General features: G+C 45.1%; 17 protein-coding genes and 1 tRNA gene. 4 read left to right on the plus strand and 14 right to left on the minus strand.

Features of this window, described 5'->3' with window-relative positions; genetic code table 11:
* Positions 1 to 3 precede the first annotated feature (3 nt).
* Positions 4 to 1,149 carry an N-acetylglucosamine-6-phosphate deacetylase gene (locus tag ACPD8L_RS13445; protein ID WP_423943789.1) on the plus strand — a complete coding sequence of 382 codons (1,146 nt, stop codon included), beginning with the start codon at positions 4 to 6 and terminating at the stop codon, positions 1,147 to 1,149.
* Positions 1,150 to 1,210: 61 nt separating this feature from the next.
* On the opposite strand, the gene ACPD8L_RS13450 is transcribed toward ACPD8L_RS13445, so the two are convergent.
* The 13 genes from ACPD8L_RS13450 to ACPD8L_RS13510 all read right to left on the minus strand — a co-directional run bounded on the left by ACPD8L_RS13450 (position 1,211) and on the right by ACPD8L_RS13510 (position 14,521).
* Positions 1,211 to 2,425: an FG-GAP repeat domain-containing protein gene (locus ACPD8L_RS13450; RefSeq protein ID WP_423943790.1), complete on the minus strand. Its 1,215-nt coding sequence runs from the start codon at positions 2,423 to 2,425 to the stop codon at positions 1,211 to 1,213.
* 111 nt (positions 2,426 to 2,536) lie between these two features.
* On the minus strand, positions 2,537 to 3,457 hold the full coding sequence (locus ACPD8L_RS13455) for a ThuA domain-containing protein (protein WP_423943792.1): 921 nt from the start codon (positions 3,455 to 3,457) through the stop codon (positions 2,537 to 2,539).
* Positions 3,454 to 4,839 (minus strand): glycoside hydrolase family 18 protein, encoded by a 1,386-nt coding sequence (locus tag ACPD8L_RS13460; protein WP_421810106.1) that lies wholly within the window; start codon positions 4,837 to 4,839, stop codon positions 3,454 to 3,456. Before ACPD8L_RS13460 ends, ACPD8L_RS13455 begins: the two co-directional genes overlap by 4 nt.
* 68 nt (positions 4,840 to 4,907) lie before the next feature.
* Positions 4,908 to 5,648: a 6-phosphogluconolactonase gene (locus tag ACPD8L_RS13465; protein ID WP_116216186.1), complete on the minus strand. Its 741-nt coding sequence runs from the start codon at positions 5,646 to 5,648 to the stop codon at positions 4,908 to 4,910.
* Between the two features lie 9 nt (positions 5,649 to 5,657).
* Positions 5,658 to 5,924, minus strand: coding sequence for an HPr family phosphocarrier protein (locus tag ACPD8L_RS13470; RefSeq protein WP_165357298.1), 267 nt, complete (start codon positions 5,922 to 5,924; stop codon positions 5,658 to 5,660).
* Positions 5,921 to 7,648 (minus strand): phosphoenolpyruvate--protein phosphotransferase, encoded by a 1,728-nt coding sequence (gene ptsP, locus ACPD8L_RS13475; RefSeq protein ID WP_293304497.1) that lies wholly within the window; start codon positions 7,646 to 7,648, stop codon positions 5,921 to 5,923. Before ptsP ends, ACPD8L_RS13470 begins: the two co-directional genes overlap by 4 nt.
* Before the next feature lie 10 nt (positions 7,649 to 7,658).
* The gene (locus ACPD8L_RS13480; RefSeq protein ID WP_116216184.1) at positions 7,659 to 9,227 is read right to left on the minus strand and encodes a PTS system mannose/fructose/sorbose family transporter subunit IID; all 1,569 of its coding nucleotides are present in this window, start codon (positions 9,225 to 9,227) and stop codon (positions 7,659 to 7,661) included.
* Between the two features lie 14 nt (positions 9,228 to 9,241).
* Positions 9,242 to 9,712: a PTS sugar transporter subunit IIB gene (locus ACPD8L_RS13485; protein ID WP_116216183.1), complete on the minus strand. Its 471-nt coding sequence runs from the start codon at positions 9,710 to 9,712 to the stop codon at positions 9,242 to 9,244.
* A complete protein-coding gene (locus ACPD8L_RS13490) occupies positions 9,705 to 10,115 on the minus strand; it encodes a PTS sugar transporter subunit IIA (protein WP_181898134.1) in 411 nt (136 codons plus the stop codon). The genes ACPD8L_RS13485 and ACPD8L_RS13490 overlap by 8 nt, the downstream gene beginning before the upstream one ends.
* Positions 10,115 to 10,876, minus strand: a complete 762-nt coding sequence (locus ACPD8L_RS13495; RefSeq protein ID WP_220344483.1) for a ThuA domain-containing protein — start codon at positions 10,874 to 10,876, stop codon at positions 10,115 to 10,117. The genes ACPD8L_RS13490 and ACPD8L_RS13495 overlap by 1 nt, the downstream gene beginning before the upstream one ends.
* 45 nt (positions 10,877 to 10,921) lie before the next feature.
* Positions 10,922 to 13,438 carry a ThuA domain-containing protein gene (locus tag ACPD8L_RS13500; RefSeq protein WP_423943793.1) on the minus strand — a complete coding sequence of 839 codons (2,517 nt, stop codon included), beginning with the start codon at positions 13,436 to 13,438 and terminating at the stop codon, positions 10,922 to 10,924.
* A 20-nt stretch (positions 13,439 to 13,458) separates the two neighbouring features.
* Positions 13,459 to 14,184 (minus strand): NUDIX hydrolase, encoded by a 726-nt coding sequence (locus tag ACPD8L_RS13505; protein ID WP_116216181.1) that lies wholly within the window; start codon positions 14,182 to 14,184, stop codon positions 13,459 to 13,461.
* A 264-nt stretch (positions 14,185 to 14,448) separates the two neighbouring features.
* Positions 14,449 to 14,521 (minus strand) — tRNA-Met (locus ACPD8L_RS13510).
* A gap of 114 nt (positions 14,522 to 14,635) precedes the next feature.
* Between ACPD8L_RS13510 and ACPD8L_RS13515 the strand changes: the two genes are divergently transcribed.
* Together ACPD8L_RS13515 and era are read left to right on the plus strand one after the other, a co-directional pair.
* On the plus strand, positions 14,636 to 16,000 hold the full coding sequence (locus ACPD8L_RS13515) for an alanine/glycine:cation symporter family protein (protein ID WP_423943796.1): 1,365 nt from the start codon (positions 14,636 to 14,638) through the stop codon (positions 15,998 to 16,000).
* Positions 15,990 to 16,871, plus strand: a complete 882-nt coding sequence (era, locus tag ACPD8L_RS13520; RefSeq protein ID WP_423943797.1) for a GTPase Era — start codon at positions 15,990 to 15,992, stop codon at positions 16,869 to 16,871. The genes ACPD8L_RS13515 and era overlap by 11 nt, the downstream gene beginning before the upstream one ends.
* Here era and ACPD8L_RS13525 read toward each other — a convergent pair.
* Entirely contained in the window at positions 16,868 to 17,377 is a 510-nt protein-coding gene (locus tag ACPD8L_RS13525) for a GTP-binding protein (protein WP_116216178.1), read from the minus strand. The two genes, era and ACPD8L_RS13525, sit on opposite strands and share 4 nt — an antisense overlap.
* A gap of 76 nt (positions 17,378 to 17,453) precedes the next feature.
* On the opposite strand from ACPD8L_RS13525, the gene der reads away from it, so the two are divergent.
* Positions 17,454 to 18,755, plus strand: a complete 1,302-nt coding sequence (gene der, locus ACPD8L_RS13530; RefSeq protein WP_423943799.1) for a ribosome biogenesis GTPase Der — start codon at positions 17,454 to 17,456, stop codon at positions 18,753 to 18,755.
* Positions 18,756 to 18,770: the final 15 nt, after the last annotated feature.

Consider the following 18,770-nt stretch of genomic DNA (forward strand, 5'->3'; position numbering starts at 1 on the left):
ACGATGGAAACCCCGTTGAGAGGTATACATTTTGAAAGTGGGAAGGGTATTGAAATCCATATTGAAAATGGGACGATGTCCCATGTGGTGGATGTACCTTCAAATGAAGCTTTTCATAGGATAGCCCCGGGATTGGTGGATCTTCAGGTAAATGGTTACAAGGGAATCGATTTCAATAGTGGAAACATTTCCAAAGAAGAGGTGGCAAAGGTGGTTCAATGCTTATGGGAAGTGGGGATCACCACCTTCTATCCTACCTTGATCACCAATTCAGACAAGAATATAAAGAATGCCCTTCGGGCTATTGTGGAAGCTTGTGAGGAAGACAAACTTGTGAATGATTCCATTGGGGGCATCCATCTGGAAGGTCCGTTCCTTTCCAGTGAAGAAGGCCCGCGTGGAGCACATCCGCTTGAACATATTAAAAATCCAGATTGGGAGCTTTTTAAAACATGGCAAGAGTATGCCAAAGGCCGGATAAAGCTGATTACCCTTGCCCCGGAACGGGAGGGAGCCGATGATTTTATTAAAAAATGTACTGCTTCGGGAGTGTTGGTTTCCATTGGACATACCGCTGCGACCCCAGATCAGATCAAGGATGCGGTGAAGGCAGGTGCCCGCATGTCCACCCATTTGGGAAATGCCGCCCACCTTAACTTACCACGTCATCCCAATTATATTTGGGAGCAGTTGGCTTCGGATGATCTCTGGATTTCCCTTATTGCCGATGGGTTTCATCTTCCAGAATCCGTGTTGAAGATTTTTATCAAGGTAAAACCAGAGAAGAGCATTTTGGTAAGTGACTGTACCCAATTTGCAGGATTACCTGCTGGGACCTATACCTCCCATATTGGAGGCGCTATTGAATTGAATGGGGAGGGAAGGCTCTTCATGAAGAAAAATCCAGAACTCTTGGCGGGTTCTGCACAAACGCTTGTTCATTGTATAGACCATTTGGTAAACTCGGGTTTGGTTTCCTTGTCAAAGGCATGGCGCATGGCATCCAACCAGCCAATGGAAGTAATGAACATTCAGGGTTATGGCCTTAGCAAAGACAGCAGGGCCGATCTTGTGGTTTTAGAACGTAGATCAAACAAGATTGAAATTGTTCAAACCATAAAATCGGGAAGAGTGGTCTATTCTAAGTAAATGCCACTTCAAACCCCATGATGAGGTTTTACCAATGTCTTTATTGAGAGGGCACTGATTTTTATCTCTGTTTTTTTCCAAGCAGCAATCGCAGCTGTGATCCCCATCCTCCAATGAGGGCATCATCAATACCATCACCGTTTACGTCGCCAATGGCAATGTCCCAGCTTCTGCCAAAAGTTTCCTTTGGAATAATCTCATGCGTTCTGTCTGTAAAATTTCCATTTCCATCATTTTCATAGGCATGCATTTGCATAGGAGCAAAAGGAGGGATTTCTATGGCACTCATCAGAAGGTCCATGTCACCATCTTGATCAAAATCTATAGCGGCGCCAGCATAGGTTGAAAAGGTATTGGAAGGCATTTGTTCAGTTTGGTCCTTGAAATGGGCATTCCCATCATTGATAAGAAGCCGGGTTCGGGGGTCTTTTTCCCATTGCCCTCCATTATTGGTAAGATTGGCAAATACAATATCCCGATCCCCATCATTTTCGGCATCTACCAAAATAACCTTTCTAGTGTGCAAAGGGACAGAAAGTTCCAATTGGTCTGCTACTTCCTTAAATGTTCCCTCACCATCGTTGAGAAACAGCCTGTTCGGGGGGATTTCATTACCTACGACCATGTCCAAATCCCCATCGCCATCCAAATCTGCCAGTGCGATGCTCTGGGTCCCATCATTGATTTGGGGCAATCCTTGTGACGTATGGTCTATAAAGTATCCCGGTTTGTTTTTGTCATTGAGCCAAAGGAAGTTTTGCCCGAAAGCCCCTGAATTTCCAATCAAGATATCAGGTAGCCCGTCTCCATTTACATCACCTATATCCAGTCCATTGCCTTCACTTTGACCAAGCATTCTGTCGCTGACATTTTGGAAGGAGGTATCACCATTGCCTAAATAATATTCATGGTATTGGTCATCTTCGGCAACAAAGATGACATCCATTACCCCATCATCATTAAAATCAGCAATACGTACATGTTCCGTGTCATGTGACCCACCTCCAAACACTCCTTTTTTCCATGTGAACTTTCCTTTACCATCGTTGAGGTACAGCCGGTTGATGTCTGATTCCAACGCCAGTAGGGCATCCAAATCCCCATCTGAATCCACATCCAACAAGGCAACATCCAAAGCATGGGCTTCTGGATCAACGGGAATATGGGTTTCCGTAACATCAATAAAGTAAGAGGTTTCATTGGATTGTGAACTTGCACTGGTACAGATACCCAACAGTGCTATGAAAATGTAATGGTGCGGTTGTACGTTTTTCATGTTCTATATTTTAAAGTTTATAGTGGAATAATGACGATGCCCACAAAAAAATGTGCATTGCCAATCCATCGGTCCAATTCTGTACAATAAAGGCCTAAAGGCCTTTTGGATCTATCGGGGCAAGTACTTGAATTGTTTTCGTAAGGTAATGACTCCCTCGCTGGGAAAATCTTTGGGTACATTTTGCGTCACCTTACCAGTAGCGACCCATTCCGCACCTCGAAGCAAGGTAACCTGAAACCCCGTACACTCCATGGAATACCTTAGTTCAGGGTCGTTTCCTGCATGTCCCATGGCGGTGACAAATACACGTCCTTTTCCATATTTTACCGTCCAAAGCATGGGTTCGTTCCTTCCGGTGCCATCCAATTCGGGCTCATCATAGGCAGTGGCCAGCACCTCCATATGTTGAGCGGGACCACGGGTTTTCCCATAAAGTTCGTCCTTGAAATGTTCCCATACGGGTGGAAGGCCTTTTAAAATAGGGTGGTCTGGTTTTCTATGGACCACAGTAAATGGATGCTGCAAGGCATGATGCCCGGCACTTCCGGGGGCGTAATCGTACACAATGCGGTCATTTTTCCAATATACATAAGGCCCGTCTTTCTCGTTGCGCCCGTTCCATGCGCCCAATCCAATCATTTTGTTGTATTCGGCCCAATCGTCCATGGCCACAATGGAAGAGTGCATGACCACGACACCTCCTCCTTGGGCAACATATTCCTCGAACTTCTTTTGGGTGGGTTCGGCCCAAGTGGTTCCCCCATAATTGATCACCACTAGGTCATACTGGTCAAAGTTGGGATTGAACAATGCAATATCCCCATCCCAATTGGGCGTGGTTTCTATATCGACCGAAAAAAGGCCGCTGTTCTCCAAAGTTTGTTTTAAGGCATCACTACTGCCTTTCCACCAATGGTTTCCATCTTGTCCAGTTACTATCATCGTTTTAATTGTCTTTTGTGCCTGTATTTGGGAAGCACCTCCCAACAATGTAATTAGGCTAAACAGGGCCAGCTTTAGTTTTTTCATGGCTTTTGGGTTCTTAAGATGTTGTAAATGGTTTTTATCATGGCCCCTTCTTCATCGTCAGATTCGTAGGACCAGTACATACCTCCCCGTAGTCCCCTATCTAATATGAATTGGCATTTTAACGCTATGGATTCAGGAGTCTCAAATGTGTATATCATCTGGCCCCGTGAGTTGACCAGATAGGAGACCTTGGCGTCTTCATCCCATTTTACCTCGTATTTGGTCTGCCGCAGTAGACTTTTGTAATCCACGTCTCCGACTTTGTCCCGGTCTCCTTTTCCATAAAGGGGCATCCCCATGACTAGTTTATCCAATGGTACACCTGCCTTTAAATGGGCGTCTACGGCTTCCTCGGAGGTGATGTTTCCGGTTCGTTTAGATCTATACAGTGCGGAATGGTGGTTTGGGGGCATTCCCATATCATAGGCCATGATGTTCACAAAATCAGTATAAGGCATGATGTCCCTAAAATTGATGTATTCCCCAGAGGCCACCGTGGCCAAGGTCAACAGTTTATGAGGCCCAATAGCGTTCCTGATGTCTTTCATCAGTAAGGTAAAGTTTGCGGTATCGTCAGGAGAAGCGGAAATTTTGGCCAAGTCACTGGTAGGGTACTCCCAGTCGATATCTATTCCATCAAGGCCAAATTGTTCCACCACGCGTTGGCAGTCGGCTGCAAATCGCTCCCGATTTTCTTTGTCGGCGGCCATTTCACTAAAACGTCCACTTCCCCAGCCTCCAATGGACAACATCACTTCCAGGGAAGGATATTGTTTTTTGAGGTCCACAATGGTCTGTAAACGCTCCTCGTTGTCAATACGGACCCCATCAAAACTATCGGTGACGTGTCCAAACGCATAATTGATATGGGTCACATACGATGGGTCTGGTAGCCCTTCTTTCCATGAGGTCACATAAGCCACGACCACTTTTTTGTCGAATTCAATCGTATCATAAAACCACTCCACATCCAGATGGTTGCCTTCTTCATCCACAGTAAATGCATCATCCTTGAAATACTCGCGATAGAGTTCGTATTTGCCATCCTTGTCACGGTCTTCCAATAGGATGTCCCGTTCCGTGGAAATGGTAACCGATGAGGTGTATTGCACTTCCTTGGAGTAGTGATCTAGAATTACATAGTAATTTTTAAAGAGATCAAAGTAGGGGTAATGCCCATTGTGTGCACTGAACAATAGCACGTCTTCCAAGCCCGGGTCACTGTCCATCTGTACCAATTGTGATGCATGGAGTCCGAAGCCCCTTTTTTGGATTCCCGAAGGATATTGGTCCCAAGTTTTGGGAAGGCTTGTGGTGGCGAATTGTCCCCATCCCGTGTAGGATAGAAGCAATGTGGCGAAACAGAATAGTAGTCTCCTCATTTGTTTTTGGTTTAATAGATTCATTTATGTGGCCTATATGATCAACTTAAGTGTTCATTACAATTTTATTACGAAATCTTATCCTTGATTCTGGATGCGGCGGCAGCATCCAACAATACCTCACAATTGGGGTGTAATTGCACTACCGAAGCGGGAATATCGGTGGTCACAGGTCCCAATACGGCCTTTTCCACCATCTCGGCCTTGTGCTCTCCCTTTACGATCAGGATTAACTTTCGGGTGTGCATAATATTTTTGATGCCCCGGGTTAGACCGCCCAGTTCATGATCGGCAGAAACATTGGTTTCCCTACGCACCCGTGCCTCAAAATCTGGATCCATGGGAGAAACCCAGGTCTCACTCTCAAACGGGGTTCCTGGCTGGTTGATTCCGATATGACCATTGGTGCCTAGCCCCAACATCTGTAGATCGGCGCCACCCCGTTCTGCCAATCGCTCCTCGAAAAGTGTTGCTTCGGCCTCAAAGTCATCGGACATGGTAGGGGGCATGATGAAATTCTCCTCTGGAATCCCTAGCGGACCTGCAATCTGGTTTTTGATCATGGTATAGCAGCTGCCAGCATATTCACGGGGAAGATTGGTCAATTCATCCACATTGAACAAGGTGAGTTGATCTACGGCAAAAGGGTATTTTTTATGGATTTGGGAAACAATGGTGTGCATGTTGATTGTGGTCTGCCCCGTTGAAAGCCCGATTACGGAATTTGGTTTTTCAAGAATCTGTGCTATGATCCGCCATGCTGCGGTGATATCAAAATCCGATTCGTCCTTGGTAATGGTAATTTTCATGTATTGTTGTTATGGTTTACTCAATTCGTTTTGAAAAAAATCTTCTATGGCTTGGGCAGCTTCCAATTCGTCCTCACCCTCTATGGTCAGCATTATGGAATCGCCCCCTTTTGCCCCCAACGTCATCAACCCGATCATACTGTTGAGTTCAATGGGGTCCTTATCCTTTTTAATCTGTATGGTCGATTGAAATTTTCGTCCAATTTTGATCAGGTTTGCCGCTGGTCGGGCATGGATTCCATCTGGATCCGTGATGATGTATTCTTTTGAAATCATATATGTTTTTCGAGATAGTCGGTTATACTTTTTGAATGGTCCATGTTCATGACATGATTCCATATTTTTTTGGCTTTCTTGATGTCATGTTTGCGAATGATATCCTTTACCTCGGGAATGGAAGTACTGCTCATGGAGAACTCCCTTAGCCCCATTCCCAATAAAAGGAGGGTAGCCCTAGTGTCTGAAGCAAGCTCTCCGCAGACGCTCACCGATATGTTATGGTCATTGGCCCGCTCAATACTCTGATGAACAAGCCTCAACACGGCGGGATCAAATGGGTCGTACAGCTGTTTGATGTTTTCGTTCCCGCGGTCTACGGCAAGGGTATATTGGCAAAGGTCATTTGTGCCAATGCTGAAAAAGTCCACTTCCCTGGCCAATACATCTGCCATAATTGCGGCTGAAGGGACTTCGATCATGATTCCCACGGGGATATTCGGGGCAAATACAATGCCTTCGGAGAACAACTCTTCCTTGACCTGACTCAAAATCTCCTTGGCTTTCCGAAGCTCCATGACATTGGAAATCATGGGGAACATGATTTTAAGGTTTCCATATACACCTGCTCTATGAATCGCCCGAAGCTGTGTGATAAATATTTCTTGTTGGTCCAATGAAATCCGAATGGCCCGATACCCCAAAAAGGGATTTTCTTCCTTGGGGAGGTCAAAATACCCCAAGGGTTTATCGCCGCCTACGTCAAGCGTTCTTATAGTGACCGGAGTGCCTTGGGCATGGATGGCCACCGATTTATAGAATTGGTATTGCTCCTCTTCAGTTGGGAAGGCATCCTTTTCCATATACATCAACTCGGTACGTAAAAGACCAGCTCCTTTGGCCCCATATTCCAAGGCCTTCTTCATGTCTTGGTCATTGGAAATATTGGCCAATAGGGTTATACCAACCCCGTCATTGGTAATGGCAGGCATTTCTTTCAACGAGTTGAGATAGGTCTTGTGTTTGATGAAATCAACCTGCTTTTGTCGGTATTCCTCCTTTACATTTTCGTCTGGGTTCACAATAACTATTCCTTGGATACCATCCACAATGATGTGATCCCCATGGATTACGGTTTCCAATAGCTCACCACAGCCCAACACTGCGGGTACATTATTGGACTTGGCCAAGATGGCGGTATGCGAAACCGCTCCTCCGGTTTCAGTAGCGAAGCCCAAAACCTTTTCCAGATCCATAGCTATGGTGTCCGAAGGGGAGAGTTCCTTGGCCAACACAATGGAATTGGGGCCAAGAGGAGTTATTACTTTGTGGTTTCCCTGTAGATTTTCCACAATACGACCTCCAATATCCCTAATATCTGCAGACCGGGCACGTAAATAGGCATCGTCCAATCCTTCAAAGAGCTGTGCCATTTTGTTGACGACCAAGGTCACCGCGTCCAGTGCATTATTTCTTTCCTCGGTAATATGGGTTGTGACTTCATCGTTGATCTGTGGATCTTGCAACAATTCAATATGTGATTCCAGAATATCAACTTCTTCCAGGTTCGATTTTGCTTTGTCCTTCAACCGCTCAAGTTGTCCCATAGACTTACGGATGGCATCCTCAAACTTTTCAAGTTCGATGGGAATCGATTGTACATCGATCAAAATTCCAGATAAAGTTGGTCTGGTCTTGATGATCAGATGGGCGTATCCTATGGAAATGCCCGGCGAAGCGGCCACTCCCATAAATCGTTTTTCTATTTTTCCTTCTTTATCCACTTTTACAAGTCTAGATGAATATGTGGAACATGCTTCCCAAGAACCCAAGGACAAGCAGTCCCAATAACAATAAGGTAACTTTCACATTCTTTTTCAAAAAGAAGTAAGTCAAAAAGGTCAGCAACAATGGAATGATTCCCGGCGCCAATTGATCTAAGATTCCTTGCAATGCAACCGTGGAATCCCCTGTTCCTATTTCAATTGGGGTATTTACCGACATGAGCAGGGAGGGCATGGCCCCAACAACCATAAGGCCAACAATGGAAGATCCAAACGTAAGGTTATCCATTAGCTTACTCCCTGACAGTCGTTGTAAAAAACGGTTTCCTTGGGTATATCCAATAAAGGTAAGTTTGTACCTGAGCCAAAGGTGTGGACCATTGTATATGATGATAAACAGTACAGGGCCAACAATGTTTCCTTGAAGGGCCAGTGATGCCCCAACACCCGCAGCCACCACTTTTAAGGTTCCCCAGAACAAGGAATCGAACACTCCTGCAATGGGTCCCATAAGGCCCACTTTTACGGCATTGATGGATTCTGGGTTGAAATCCTTGGTCTTGGCATTCTGTTCTTCCATGGCTGCTGACACACCTAAGATCAATGTGGAACCATATGGACTTGTATTGAAAAACTGCAAGTGTCGTTTAAGGGCGGCTGAAATGTCCTCCTTGGTCTTATACAGTTTCTTTAGTATATGGATGATGGAAAATGCAAACCCTGTATTTTGACATGTCTCAAAGTTGAAATTGGCTTCCAAGGCAAGGGATCGATAAAAAATACCCCGTACTTCTTTTTTGGAAAGAGAAGACATGGCCCCGTCTCCATCTGCGGTTTCGTCCCCATCATCGGAATCAAAATTTTGTTCTGTAAACTTGGTGATGACAAGTGCTATGATAATCCCTATTCCGCCAATGGCGATCATGGGCAATTTTAAGTAACTACTCAGAATGAAGCCCAAGAAGAAATAGTGGGCCACTTTTTTGTTGAACATTACATGCATGAGCAAAGCAAACCCCAAAGCGGGAAGCATGTTGCCGGCTACTTTTAAGCCATCGTTCACCCAAAGCGGAATCATATCCAAGAACACTTTCATGGCATCCGCACCAAGAAAAAGTGCCAAAAAGACAATAAGTCCCATTAAAAGAGGCTTGAGTAAACCAGAAATAATGTGCAGTCGCTGAAATTTTTGAATGTCGCCTGCTTCAGCATATTGTTCAAACTTTTTATTGAACACGGCACGGAAAATAAAGAGTCCGCTCAAGATCATTTCCGCTAAAATGGAGATGGGTACCGCCAATCCCAATGCAATGGACGTTCCCTTGCCGGACATGATGGCAAATGCGGTTCCCAGAACACCTCCGGTAATGACATCGGGGGGAATGGCCGCCCCAACTTTGATGTTTCCCATGAATATCAGCTCCAAAGTGGCGCCCATGATGATGCCTTGGGTAACATCGCCCAGTACGAGACCTACAAGAGGGCCTAAAACCAAAGGCCTGCTGAGTAGGGTAGTGCCCAAAAAGTCCTCAAAATGACCGAACACCGCTATCAGGGTTATAAGAATATTGGTTATCATCTAAAAGAAGGGTGTTATAATAGGGTTTCGATCATTTGCTTTTTGTCCGTGGGAACTTGACGAACCTCCAATTCCACCCCTTTTTCCAGCAGGGTTCGTATAAGTGTGCTATCGTCTTCTGATATGGCCACCGATTTGGAGATGAGTCGTTTTCCTTCCCCGGATCGGATACCCCCGAAATTGATTGATTTGATTTCAGTGATCCCATCTACCAAGGCAAAGGCATCCATAACCGAGTTGATTAGGATGAGTACTTTCAAGGACTTGTTTTTCTCATCGTTCAAAAACTGAATGGATTCTTCAAGGGAACGGATCACCAATTTCACCCCGGCTGGTTTGGCGAGGCCCAAGGTCATTTTTTGAAAGTCGTCTTGGGCAACCTTGTCGTTGGCCACCAGAAGGCAGTCCACTCCGAGGGAAGGTACCCATGTGAATGCGACCTGACCGTGCACTAGTCGATCGTCTATTCTTGTTAATTTAATCATTTTGAGTTTGTTTAGTTATCAATTTGCTCACGTAAACGATTTGCGTTTTTGCATTTTCAACGGCATCATCCAAGACTTTTTGAAGGTCTTCGTCGGGGTCTGAAAGGATTACTTCGATCAATAAGGGTAGATTTACCCCTGAAACAATATGTGCATTGCCAGAGTTGATTCGTTGTATGATTTGGTTTGTGATACTTCCTCCCATGATGTCCGTGAACACCACCAGTTCATCACCTATTTCGATTTCATTTAGAATGGCATCCAAATGGTCCTGAATGGGTACATTGTTTTCGGTATAGGCATCTAGGACAAAAATGTTGTCCTGTGCCCCGATGATCATATCCAAAGATGATTTTATACCGGATGCAAACTTGCCGTGTGTTGCTATCAAAAATTTTCTCATCAATCTTTTTTTAGGGCCCATTGAAGGGTATTTTCAAAAAGTGTGGTGAACTCTTGTATCTCAAATAATCCACCGTGGTGGCCAAATAGGAAGTATACATTCTTGGCTTTTTTGGTGGGATTGGTCCAAATGACCGGATGGTCCCCCATTGTTATATCGGATGGTGGGGTATAGCTGTCCTCATCCACCGTGGCCAGAACCTTTGCGCCATCCCTTGGATTGCGGTCAAAAGTGTACCATTCTTCCCTTGGAAGGTTAAAGTGCTCGGGAAGTGACTTAAATATAGGGTGGTCCCTATCCTCAATATGGACTTCTCCGTCTACTCTTTCGGCGATATAATCCTTGAACCGGATGCCTCCCAAAAAGTCGGAAAACCAGCCCCACATCCCATAACCGTCGAACTCGCCCAAGAGTGCAGCGTGATGGAACCCTATCCATGCGCCCTTGCCATTGTCTATGTAGTCTTCAAAGGCGGCCTTTGATTCACCCGACCAGCGATAGGGAGGGAAGTTCAATTGAAGGAACAAATCATACCGGGCCAAAAAATCGGTGGAAATGGAATCAGTTTCCGTAATAAGGTCATATTCAAGATGGTTCGCATCGCTATAGTCATCCAACCATTCCAAAGCAGCGGCCACAAAGCTTTCATGGATTTCACCCCTTTCGGCGATCACAATCATTCGCTTTTTGGTTTGGGAATATGCTGAGGTGGTCATCGCCAAGCCCAGTAAAGCTGCAAACAGTACAGAAATCGTTTTCATTTGATTGATCTTTTTAAGTTGTCATATCGGGAAACAAACCCTTTTTTATTTTGATTCCAAGGCGGTCAACGCTTGCAAAAACCATGCGGTATGGGGAATCCATTGCTCGCTCCATCTCCATTCATTGCCCGAATCCTCATATCTAAAATCGATGCCACTACCATCTGGCTTTTCCTTGAAACCGGTAATTCCGTTGGAAATGCCCCCAATACCTGACCCGTGTCCATACATGGAGGCCATATAGGGGACATTGACCTGTCCATAACCGTACATCATGCACACCTGATAGGGATTGGTGCCTAAAATCCAATTCAGATAGGCACTGATGGATTGCTCCAATTCTGGGCTCACTCCCAAATGGGTGGCTGCAGGATATATCAACCGCCCGCCTTTCAACAATGCCGTGGCCAGTGAACCGATCCTGGCATTTTCCCCTTGCCACCACCAACCACTTTCATTTTCATGCGGGATAAAGAAACCTTTCATGATAGTGCCTTCATATTTGAAGGTCTGTCTGGGATATTGGAACGGATTGGCGGTTTCTGCCGAAATACGTAGTTGATAATCAATGAATTTTTTAATGGTGCTTAGGGTCCGGCTTCTTAATGATCTGTCTTTTTCGGCATCCAAATATCGGATCAAGGCAATCAAGGGAAGTCCGGCATCTGAAGCATGCCAAAAGGGTCTTGTTTTTGCATCATCACTCCAGAAAAACCCCTCCTCGGACTGTCTTTGGACAAGCTTTTCCGCCCTTGCCCTGGCATCTTTTTGGTATTTGGATTTTCCTGTGGCCAACCATAGTTCGGTACTGGCCATTAAGGCAGAATAATCATCCAAGATGTTTTCGGTATGGTCATCAATATATTTTGTGCTGTTCTTGAGCAAATGTGCATAAGCCTTCTCGGCCGCTTTCAGATATTCACTGGGCCTATACTTACTTTTCCATTTCCATGTGGAGATACGGGCCAATGCGGCCACACCCATGCCCCCACCTTCACGAAAGCCACTTTGGTAATCCGATGTGGTTTTACTATCGGCCAACAATCCCACCACACGTCTTTCCTTGGGATCTTTTTTGAAGTACGAGAATAGGGTCATATAGAAATAGCCTTCGGGGGATAGCGATTTCATGATGTAATCTGCTCCGTAGAACGTTTCCTGAATGAGGGATTCCTTGATTCCCGTATCGTCTAAAAGATGGGGTATGGATTCCACGGTTTCCATCATGGACCAGTCCACCAACGGGGTTTGTTGCGGATTCATGTAGTTGGTATACGCCAAATGCGAAAAATATTTGCTTACATCCCCCGAAGCATCACACCAACCTCCCCGAAGATCAACGGTGGTTTCGCTGCCAAAAAGTTTTACGTTGGCGTCCCCCATGAGCTCTTCTTCTGAATCTGCCCTTTGTCCGTAGAAAAATTTGGTGATGGCAGGAATCAAACTTTTTGAAATCAATTGTTGGTTGATTTCAAAATCAAAGGATTGGAGCTTATTACCGTCAAGCGTTATTTGAATGTTGTAAAAGCCCGGGGTGTTGAATTGGGAAAAATGGATGGGGGTGTACCAATCATCCGACCAATCCATGACCTGTTCCGATTTTCCAATGGAACCGGTAAATACCTTTTCTCCTGTTCTTGCATCAACAATGGCAAAAACGGTCTCAGAAGTTATGGGGACTTTACTTTTAAGGACTGCCTCTTTGGGAAGGTTACGGTTATACCCTATCTGATTGACCAAAATAGTGGCTTGGCTTTCCAGAAAGCTGTTCATCTGCCTTTCTTCCTTTCCGTATTGGTCGGCCGCCCAGTTGATGGCATTTCCCACCAGGGTCCTATAATCTGGGTTATCGCAGGAGCTGGTGTGGTGGCCAATACTGATATACACCGCTTTGTCATAACTGGGATTGGTCCAAACCACGGGATGATATCCCATGGGTTTTCGGGGTTCGTAGGTGCTTTCATCGGCTATGGCAAGAATGTTCACCGGTGGCGCCGGAAGCTGGTCAAACTCATACCACTCATCACGGAGGGTAAAGCTTGCGGATAATCCCTTGGTAATTGGATGCTCTGAATTCACGATCCGTACCAGACCGTCCTGGAGCGGAGGATGTGGGGAATAGGTTACCCCACCCAAAAGATGTTCATACCATTTCCAATATTCCTTTCCCTTTTGGTCAAATTGGGTGCCTGTGAGTCCGGCAGCATGGATCCCGATCCAGCCTTTACCTTTCTCCATAAATTGTTGAATGGTATATTGTTGGGGAGCGGAAAGGTCAAAAGGAGCTACATGAAGCTGAACGAACACATCGTATTGGGCCAGATTCAATGGATTGATCTCTGAGGTGTCCCGCGTAAAATGCAGTTCAAAATTGTTTTCGTTGGCCAGTTGGTCGAACATGCTCACCGATTTGTCTGCCATGGGCGAGTGGTATTGGTCCACTGCTCCGATGACGAACACCTTCGTTTTTTTAATGTCATGTTCTTCTTGGGCATGCAATGTTCCAAAGCTGATTATGGTGAAGGCCCATAGAGCAGAGATTAAAAACTGGCGACTTTTCATGGTTTGTTCAATTGGTGGGTTTAGTATGAGATACCATCCTGCAACGCGGTTTCATATTTATCAACATCTATTTTATATAGGTTGGGGGGCTTGTTGGCCCCTCCTTTTCTTTTCTCTGGAAGCTTGATGAGAAATTCATAGCGCATCAATAGTTTGTGAAAATTTCGTCTGTCAAATTCCCGATCAAGGATGGTCTCATAGAGTTTTTGCATCTCGCGCAGCGTAAACTTTTCGGGTAAAAGCTTGGCGATGGGTAAATAGCGCAAATCTTTTCTTAAGGCCACAAGGGCCATATCCACAAAATCGTTGTGGTCAAACAAAAGGTTTGGAATTTCAGAAATGGCACACCATTGATATTCTTTGAAAGGGGGGGCGATTTTTTCAAAATCGACCAATGCATAATAGCCTATTGAAATGGTGCTTTGATAAGACAGACTCTCGGTCACTTCCTTTTTGGAAGATTCCAAAACCGCTTTGGTCTGTTCTTTTGAGTAGTATTTGTAACGGTCAACAGCTCCGAACGTTTGAAACTGTTGTAAAAAAACATTTCCAATGCCCGTTGTCTCTTCAAGTACCCGGGATGCGGCCATGCCGAGCGATTCTTTACGGGAGACCGAACCCATGGGAAGGCTCCAATACTCTGAATCATCGACTTTTAGCAACAATACTTTAAGGTCTGTTGCATGAAAACCGAAAATGACACAATCCACTGAAACTTCTGGAATATTGATGTTTTGATTTGACATGTTCCTTGGTTGGTGAAAACAAATATAATAGTTAGTGTAAATTTTACGCACTAATTAGCGTATTTTTTACGCATTAATATTTTTTGGAAGGTTCTGGGTTGTTTTATGGGGATGGAACAAAACCCAATAGATATTGATTCTAGAATTGATTTTTGACTTCGCCCTTGTCTGAATGACAGGAGTATTAAGGGGAAAACATTTTGGGATACGGAAAGATAGGGCATAAAAAAACGGATTGCATTAGCAATCCGTTTAAGTTTCTAGTAGCGGGGACTGGACTCGAACCAGCGACCTTCGGGTTATGAGCCCGACGAGCTACCTACTGCTCTACCCCGCGATGTGGACGGCAAATATACAACCGTTTTTCGGTTATTTCCAAACAAAACCCAATATTCCTAAATCATTTGGGGCTATACTGCTGAAAATCCCTAAATTCGGAGTTTTTGACCCTATGAAAGTAATCAATGATTTTCTGTCCTCTATATTACCATACACTGAATGGCCCATGCTTCTATTACTGATAGGAGGAGGGATTTTCCTGATTTTTTACTCCAAATTTACGCCCTATCGCTATTTCGGGCACGCTATTGCCGTAGTTTCGGGAAAGTATGATGATAAGAATGCCAAAGGGGATGTGAGTTCATTTCAGGCATTATCCGCTGCGGTGGCAGCCACTGTGGGCTTGGGGAATATATCCGGTGTGGCCATTGCCATCCATGATGGGGGCCCAGGGGTTGTTTTTTGGATTTGGATGACCGCCCTTTTGGGCATGGGCATAAAATTCTATTCCGGTAGTTTGGCCATTATGTTCCGGGATACCGATGCTGATGGAAAATTGCAGGGAGGCCCTATGTTCTACATCACTAAGGGAATGGGAAAATGGGCAAAGCCCATGGCCATTTTTTTTAGTATTTGCGGATTGTTTGGATTTCTGGGCGTGTTTACCGCCAACCAGTTTACCGAGGCCTTTATGGGGGTGGTGAAGCCCCATGAAACACTATTATTGACCAGCGAATTTAATTGGAAACTGGGCATAGGGTTCGTTTTGGCCATTGTTACCTCGATTGTGATTTTTGGCGGACTTTCCAAGATCGCCAAGGTGGCATCGGCTATAGTACCCTTTATGGTAGGGGTATATCTCTTGGCTGTGATTTTTGTGATGGCCAATAATGCTGGCGAGGTATTGCCCGCCCTTAAAATGATTTTTGTGGAGGCTTGGAATTTTGACACCATAGTCACGGGTGGATTTTGGGGCCTTGTGATAGTGGGGGTGCGTCGCGCCATGTTTTCCAATGAAGCCGGTCTGGGTAGTGCACCCATGTACCATGGCCAATCCCGTAACGATGAGCCCACCAAGGAAGGATTGGTGGCCATGTTGGGGCCATTTATAGATACCATCATGGTCTGTACCTTTACCGCCGTGGTCATTATCTTGAGCGGGGCCTACCTAGAGGATGGCAGCGGAATTACCATGACCATGACCGCTTTTGAAACAACGCTTTATGGGGTTGGGGACATTTTGTTGATGGTGATAGTAACGGCATTTGCCCTTTCCACACTGTTTACCTATTCCTATTACGGGGTAAAATGCCTTTCATTCCTTACCAATCCCAAAATAGGGAAGTGGTACAATGTATTTTTTATAGTGATGGTGGTTTTTGCCACGATTGCATCGTTGGATTTAGTTAAAAATCTCATAGATTTATCCTATGCCCTTATGGTGATTCCCAACATGATTGCCGTACTGTATTTATCACCCAAGGTAAATGAGTCGACCAAAAACTATTTTAAAAAATTGAAGCAAGGTGGCGCATAGATCAGGTTTTGTAAATATCATTGGAAACCCCAACGTAGGGAAGTCTACCCTAATGAACGCTTTTGTGGGGGAGAAACTTTCCATTATTACCTCCAAGGCCCAGACGACCCGTCATCGGATTTTGGGTATTGTCAACGGGGACGATTTTCAGGTGATCCTTTCCGATACCCCGGGAATCATCAAACCCGCCTATGAACTCCAATCGTCCATGATGGACTTTGTGAAATCGGCCTTTGAAGATGCCGATGTTTTGCTCTATATGGTGGAAATTGGTGAAAAGGCACTCAAGGATGAGGCCTTTTTCAAAAAAATTCAAAACAGTAAGATTCCGGTGTTGCTGTTGCTCAACAAGATAGATACGTCGGACCAAGCTGTTTTGGAGGAGCAGATGCAGCATTGGCAGACCGTGCTTCCCAATGCGGAGATCCACCCCATATCGGCCTTGGAGAACTTCAATGTAAAGGAAGTTTTTGAGCGTATTTTGGAATTGTTGCCCGAAGCACCTCCTTATTATCCCAAAGACCAATTGACTGATAAACCGGAACGTTTTTTTGTCAATGAGACCATCAGGGAAAAAATATTACTGCACTATAAAAAGGAGATTCCCTATTCGGTTGAGGTGGAGACCGAGGAGTTTTTGGAAGACGAGGATATCATCCGTATCCGTTCCGTGATCATGGTGGAGCGTGATACCCAAAAGGGAATCATTATCGGACACAGGGGAAGTGCCTTAAAAAGAGTGGGTGTGGAAGCCCGTAAAGACTTGGAAAAATTCTTTGCAAAGCAAGTACATATCGAGCTTTATGTGAAGGTCAATAAAAATTGGCGTAGCAACAGTCAACAACTCAAACGCTTTGGGTACAATAACTAGACCGATTCTCGGGGGAAACCTGAGACCATTTTCCTGAAAAAATCCTTGAGTTGTTCCATTTGGGGTTTTCCCTTGGATTTTCCCATACGACCAAACGCATATAGCCCAAACCAGATCAGTACCAAAAAGAACATGCCCACGAGCCAAAGGGTCACATCCTTTCCCAACGAATGGTTGGAATAGGCAAATACACCCAAGATTACAAAAAGGGTGCCCACTCCAAAATGCAGGAACATAAAAAATGTCCAAAGTGTGGGGTTGGGTCCAAAGACCCCATGGATTTGACTCTCGCCTTCCTCGAAGGAAATGAGTTCCAGATGGAGTTGCGGGGACCAAAAGGTGATTTCCGAGGGCTGGAACCGGATATAGATGTGCTCATCCAGACGTTTTACCACAAATTGTCCGTCCCCAACCGAATCAAAAACCTGCTTTATATGGTCCAAATCGGTTTTCAAGGCCAACTGAAATCGGGGCCTAAGGACAATCTCATTGGTGAAATCACTCATAACATATTGAAATAGATAAAAGAAGGTATCATTTTTTCTTCATAATAAATGGTACTTTTGCCAAAATTTAATGCTGATGGGAGCTATAGTAGCCATCGTAGGGCGACCCAATGTAGGGAAATCCACATTTTTCAACCGATTGATACAACGCCGTGAGGCCATAGTGGATGCCGTGAGCGGGGTTACCCGCGACCGTCATTACGGGAAGAGCGACTGGAACGGTCGGGAATTTTCCTTGATCGATACCGGAGGATATGTGTTGGGGAGCGATGATGTTTTTGAAAAGGAAATCGACCGGCAGGTGGAACTCGCCATAGGCGAGGCCGATGCAATAATTTTCATGGTCGATGTGGAATCCGGCATTACCGGCATGGATGAGGATGTGGCCAAATTGCTCCGTAAGGTCGATAAGCCAGTCTTTTTAGCAGTGAACAAGGTGGATAATGCACAACGAATGGCAGATGCTGTTGAGTTTTACGCCTTGGGATTGGGCGAGTATTACACCCTTTCCAGCATCAACGGAAGTGGAACAGGGGAGTTGTTGGATGCCTTGGTGGAAGTATTGCCCGATGTGAAGGAAGAAGAGAGTGAATTGCCTCGTTTTGCCGTAGTGGGGCGACCCAATGCAGGAAAATCTTCTTTTATAAATGCCTTGATAGGCGAAGACCGCTACATTGTTACCGATATTGCCGGAACTACCCGGGACAGCATTGACACCAAATACAACCAGTTCGGGTTTGAGTTCAATTTGGTGGATACCGCCGGAATCCGAAGAAAATCCAAGGTCAAGGAAGATTTGGAGTTTTACTCCGTAATGCGCTCCGTACGGGCCATTGAACATTGTGATGTTTGTATTCTCATGTTGGATGCCACCCGTGGTTTCGATGGACAGGTGGAAAACATTTTCTGGTTGGCCCAACGGAACAACAAAGGAATTGTGATACTGGTGAATAAATGGGATTTGGTGGAAAAGGAGACCAATTCCGTGAAAGAATATACCGCTAAGATTAAGCAGGCCATCTCACCCTTTGAGGATGTGCCCATTCTCTTTATTTCGGTAATGACCAAGCAGCGGATTTACAAAGCCATTGAAACAGCTGTGGATGTTTTCAAAAACCGTTCAAAGAAAATCGTGACCCGAAAATTGAACGATATTATGCTCCCTATCATTGAGCATACACCTCCACCGGCCTACAAGGGCAAATACGTGAAGATCAAATTCTGCACCCAATTGCCTACGCCCTATCCGCAGTTTGCTTTTTTCTGTAACCTGCCACAATATGTACGAGACCCGTACAAGCGATTTTTGGAGAACAAGCTCAGGGAGCATTTTGATTTTACCGGAGTGCCCATCACCATTTTTATGCGGAAGAAGTAGCATCAATTTGATTGC

The organism is Flagellimonas algicida, from assembly GCF_049629585.1.
Lineage (GTDB): Bacteria > Bacteroidota > Bacteroidia > Flavobacteriales > Flavobacteriaceae > Flagellimonas.

Coding starts and splice junctions, on each gene's coding strand:
- ACPD8L_RS13470 (WP_165357298.1), bottom strand. CDS start 5,924: ATGATTTCAAAAGAATACATCATCACGGATCCAGATGGAATCCATGCC.
- ACPD8L_RS13495 (WP_220344483.1), bottom strand. CDS start 10,876: ATGAAAACGATTTCTGTACTGTTTGCAGCTTTACTGGGCTTGGCGATG.
- ACPD8L_RS13525 (WP_116216178.1), bottom strand. CDS start 17,377: ATGAGTGATTTCACCAATGAGATTGTCCTTAGGCCCCGATTTCAGTTG.
- ACPD8L_RS13515 (WP_423943796.1), top strand. CDS start 14,636: ATGAAAGTAATCAATGATTTTCTGTCCTCTATATTACCATACACTGAA.
- ACPD8L_RS13485 (WP_116216183.1), bottom strand. CDS start 9,712: ATGATTAAATTAACAAGAATAGACGATCGACTAGTGCACGGTCAGGTC.
- ACPD8L_RS13500 (WP_423943793.1), bottom strand. CDS start 13,438: ATGAAAAGTCGCCAGTTTTTAATCTCTGCTCTATGGGCCTTCACCATA.
- ACPD8L_RS13465 (WP_116216186.1), bottom strand. CDS start 5,648: ATGAAAATTACCATTACCAAGGACGAATCGGATTTTGATATCACCGCA.
- ACPD8L_RS13450 (WP_423943790.1), bottom strand. CDS start 2,425: ATGAAAAACGTACAACCGCACCATTACATTTTCATAGCACTGTTGGGT.
- der (WP_423943799.1), top strand. CDS start 17,454: ATGGGAGCTATAGTAGCCATCGTAGGGCGACCCAATGTAGGGAAATCC.
- ACPD8L_RS13460 (WP_421810106.1), bottom strand. CDS start 4,839: ATGAGGAGACTACTATTCTGTTTCGCCACATTGCTTCTATCCTACACG.
- ACPD8L_RS13445 (WP_423943789.1), top strand. CDS start 4: ATGGAAACCCCGTTGAGAGGTATACATTTTGAAAGTGGGAAGGGTATT.
- ACPD8L_RS13505 (WP_116216181.1), bottom strand. CDS start 14,184: ATGTCAAATCAAAACATCAATATTCCAGAAGTTTCAGTGGATTGTGTC.
- ACPD8L_RS13455 (WP_423943792.1), bottom strand. CDS start 3,457: ATGAAAAAACTAAAGCTGGCCCTGTTTAGCCTAATTACATTGTTGGGA.
- ACPD8L_RS13480 (WP_116216184.1), bottom strand. CDS start 9,227: ATGATAACCAATATTCTTATAACCCTGATAGCGGTGTTCGGTCATTTT.
- ACPD8L_RS13490 (WP_181898134.1), bottom strand. CDS start 10,115: ATGAGAAAATTTTTGATAGCAACACACGGCAAGTTTGCATCCGGTATA.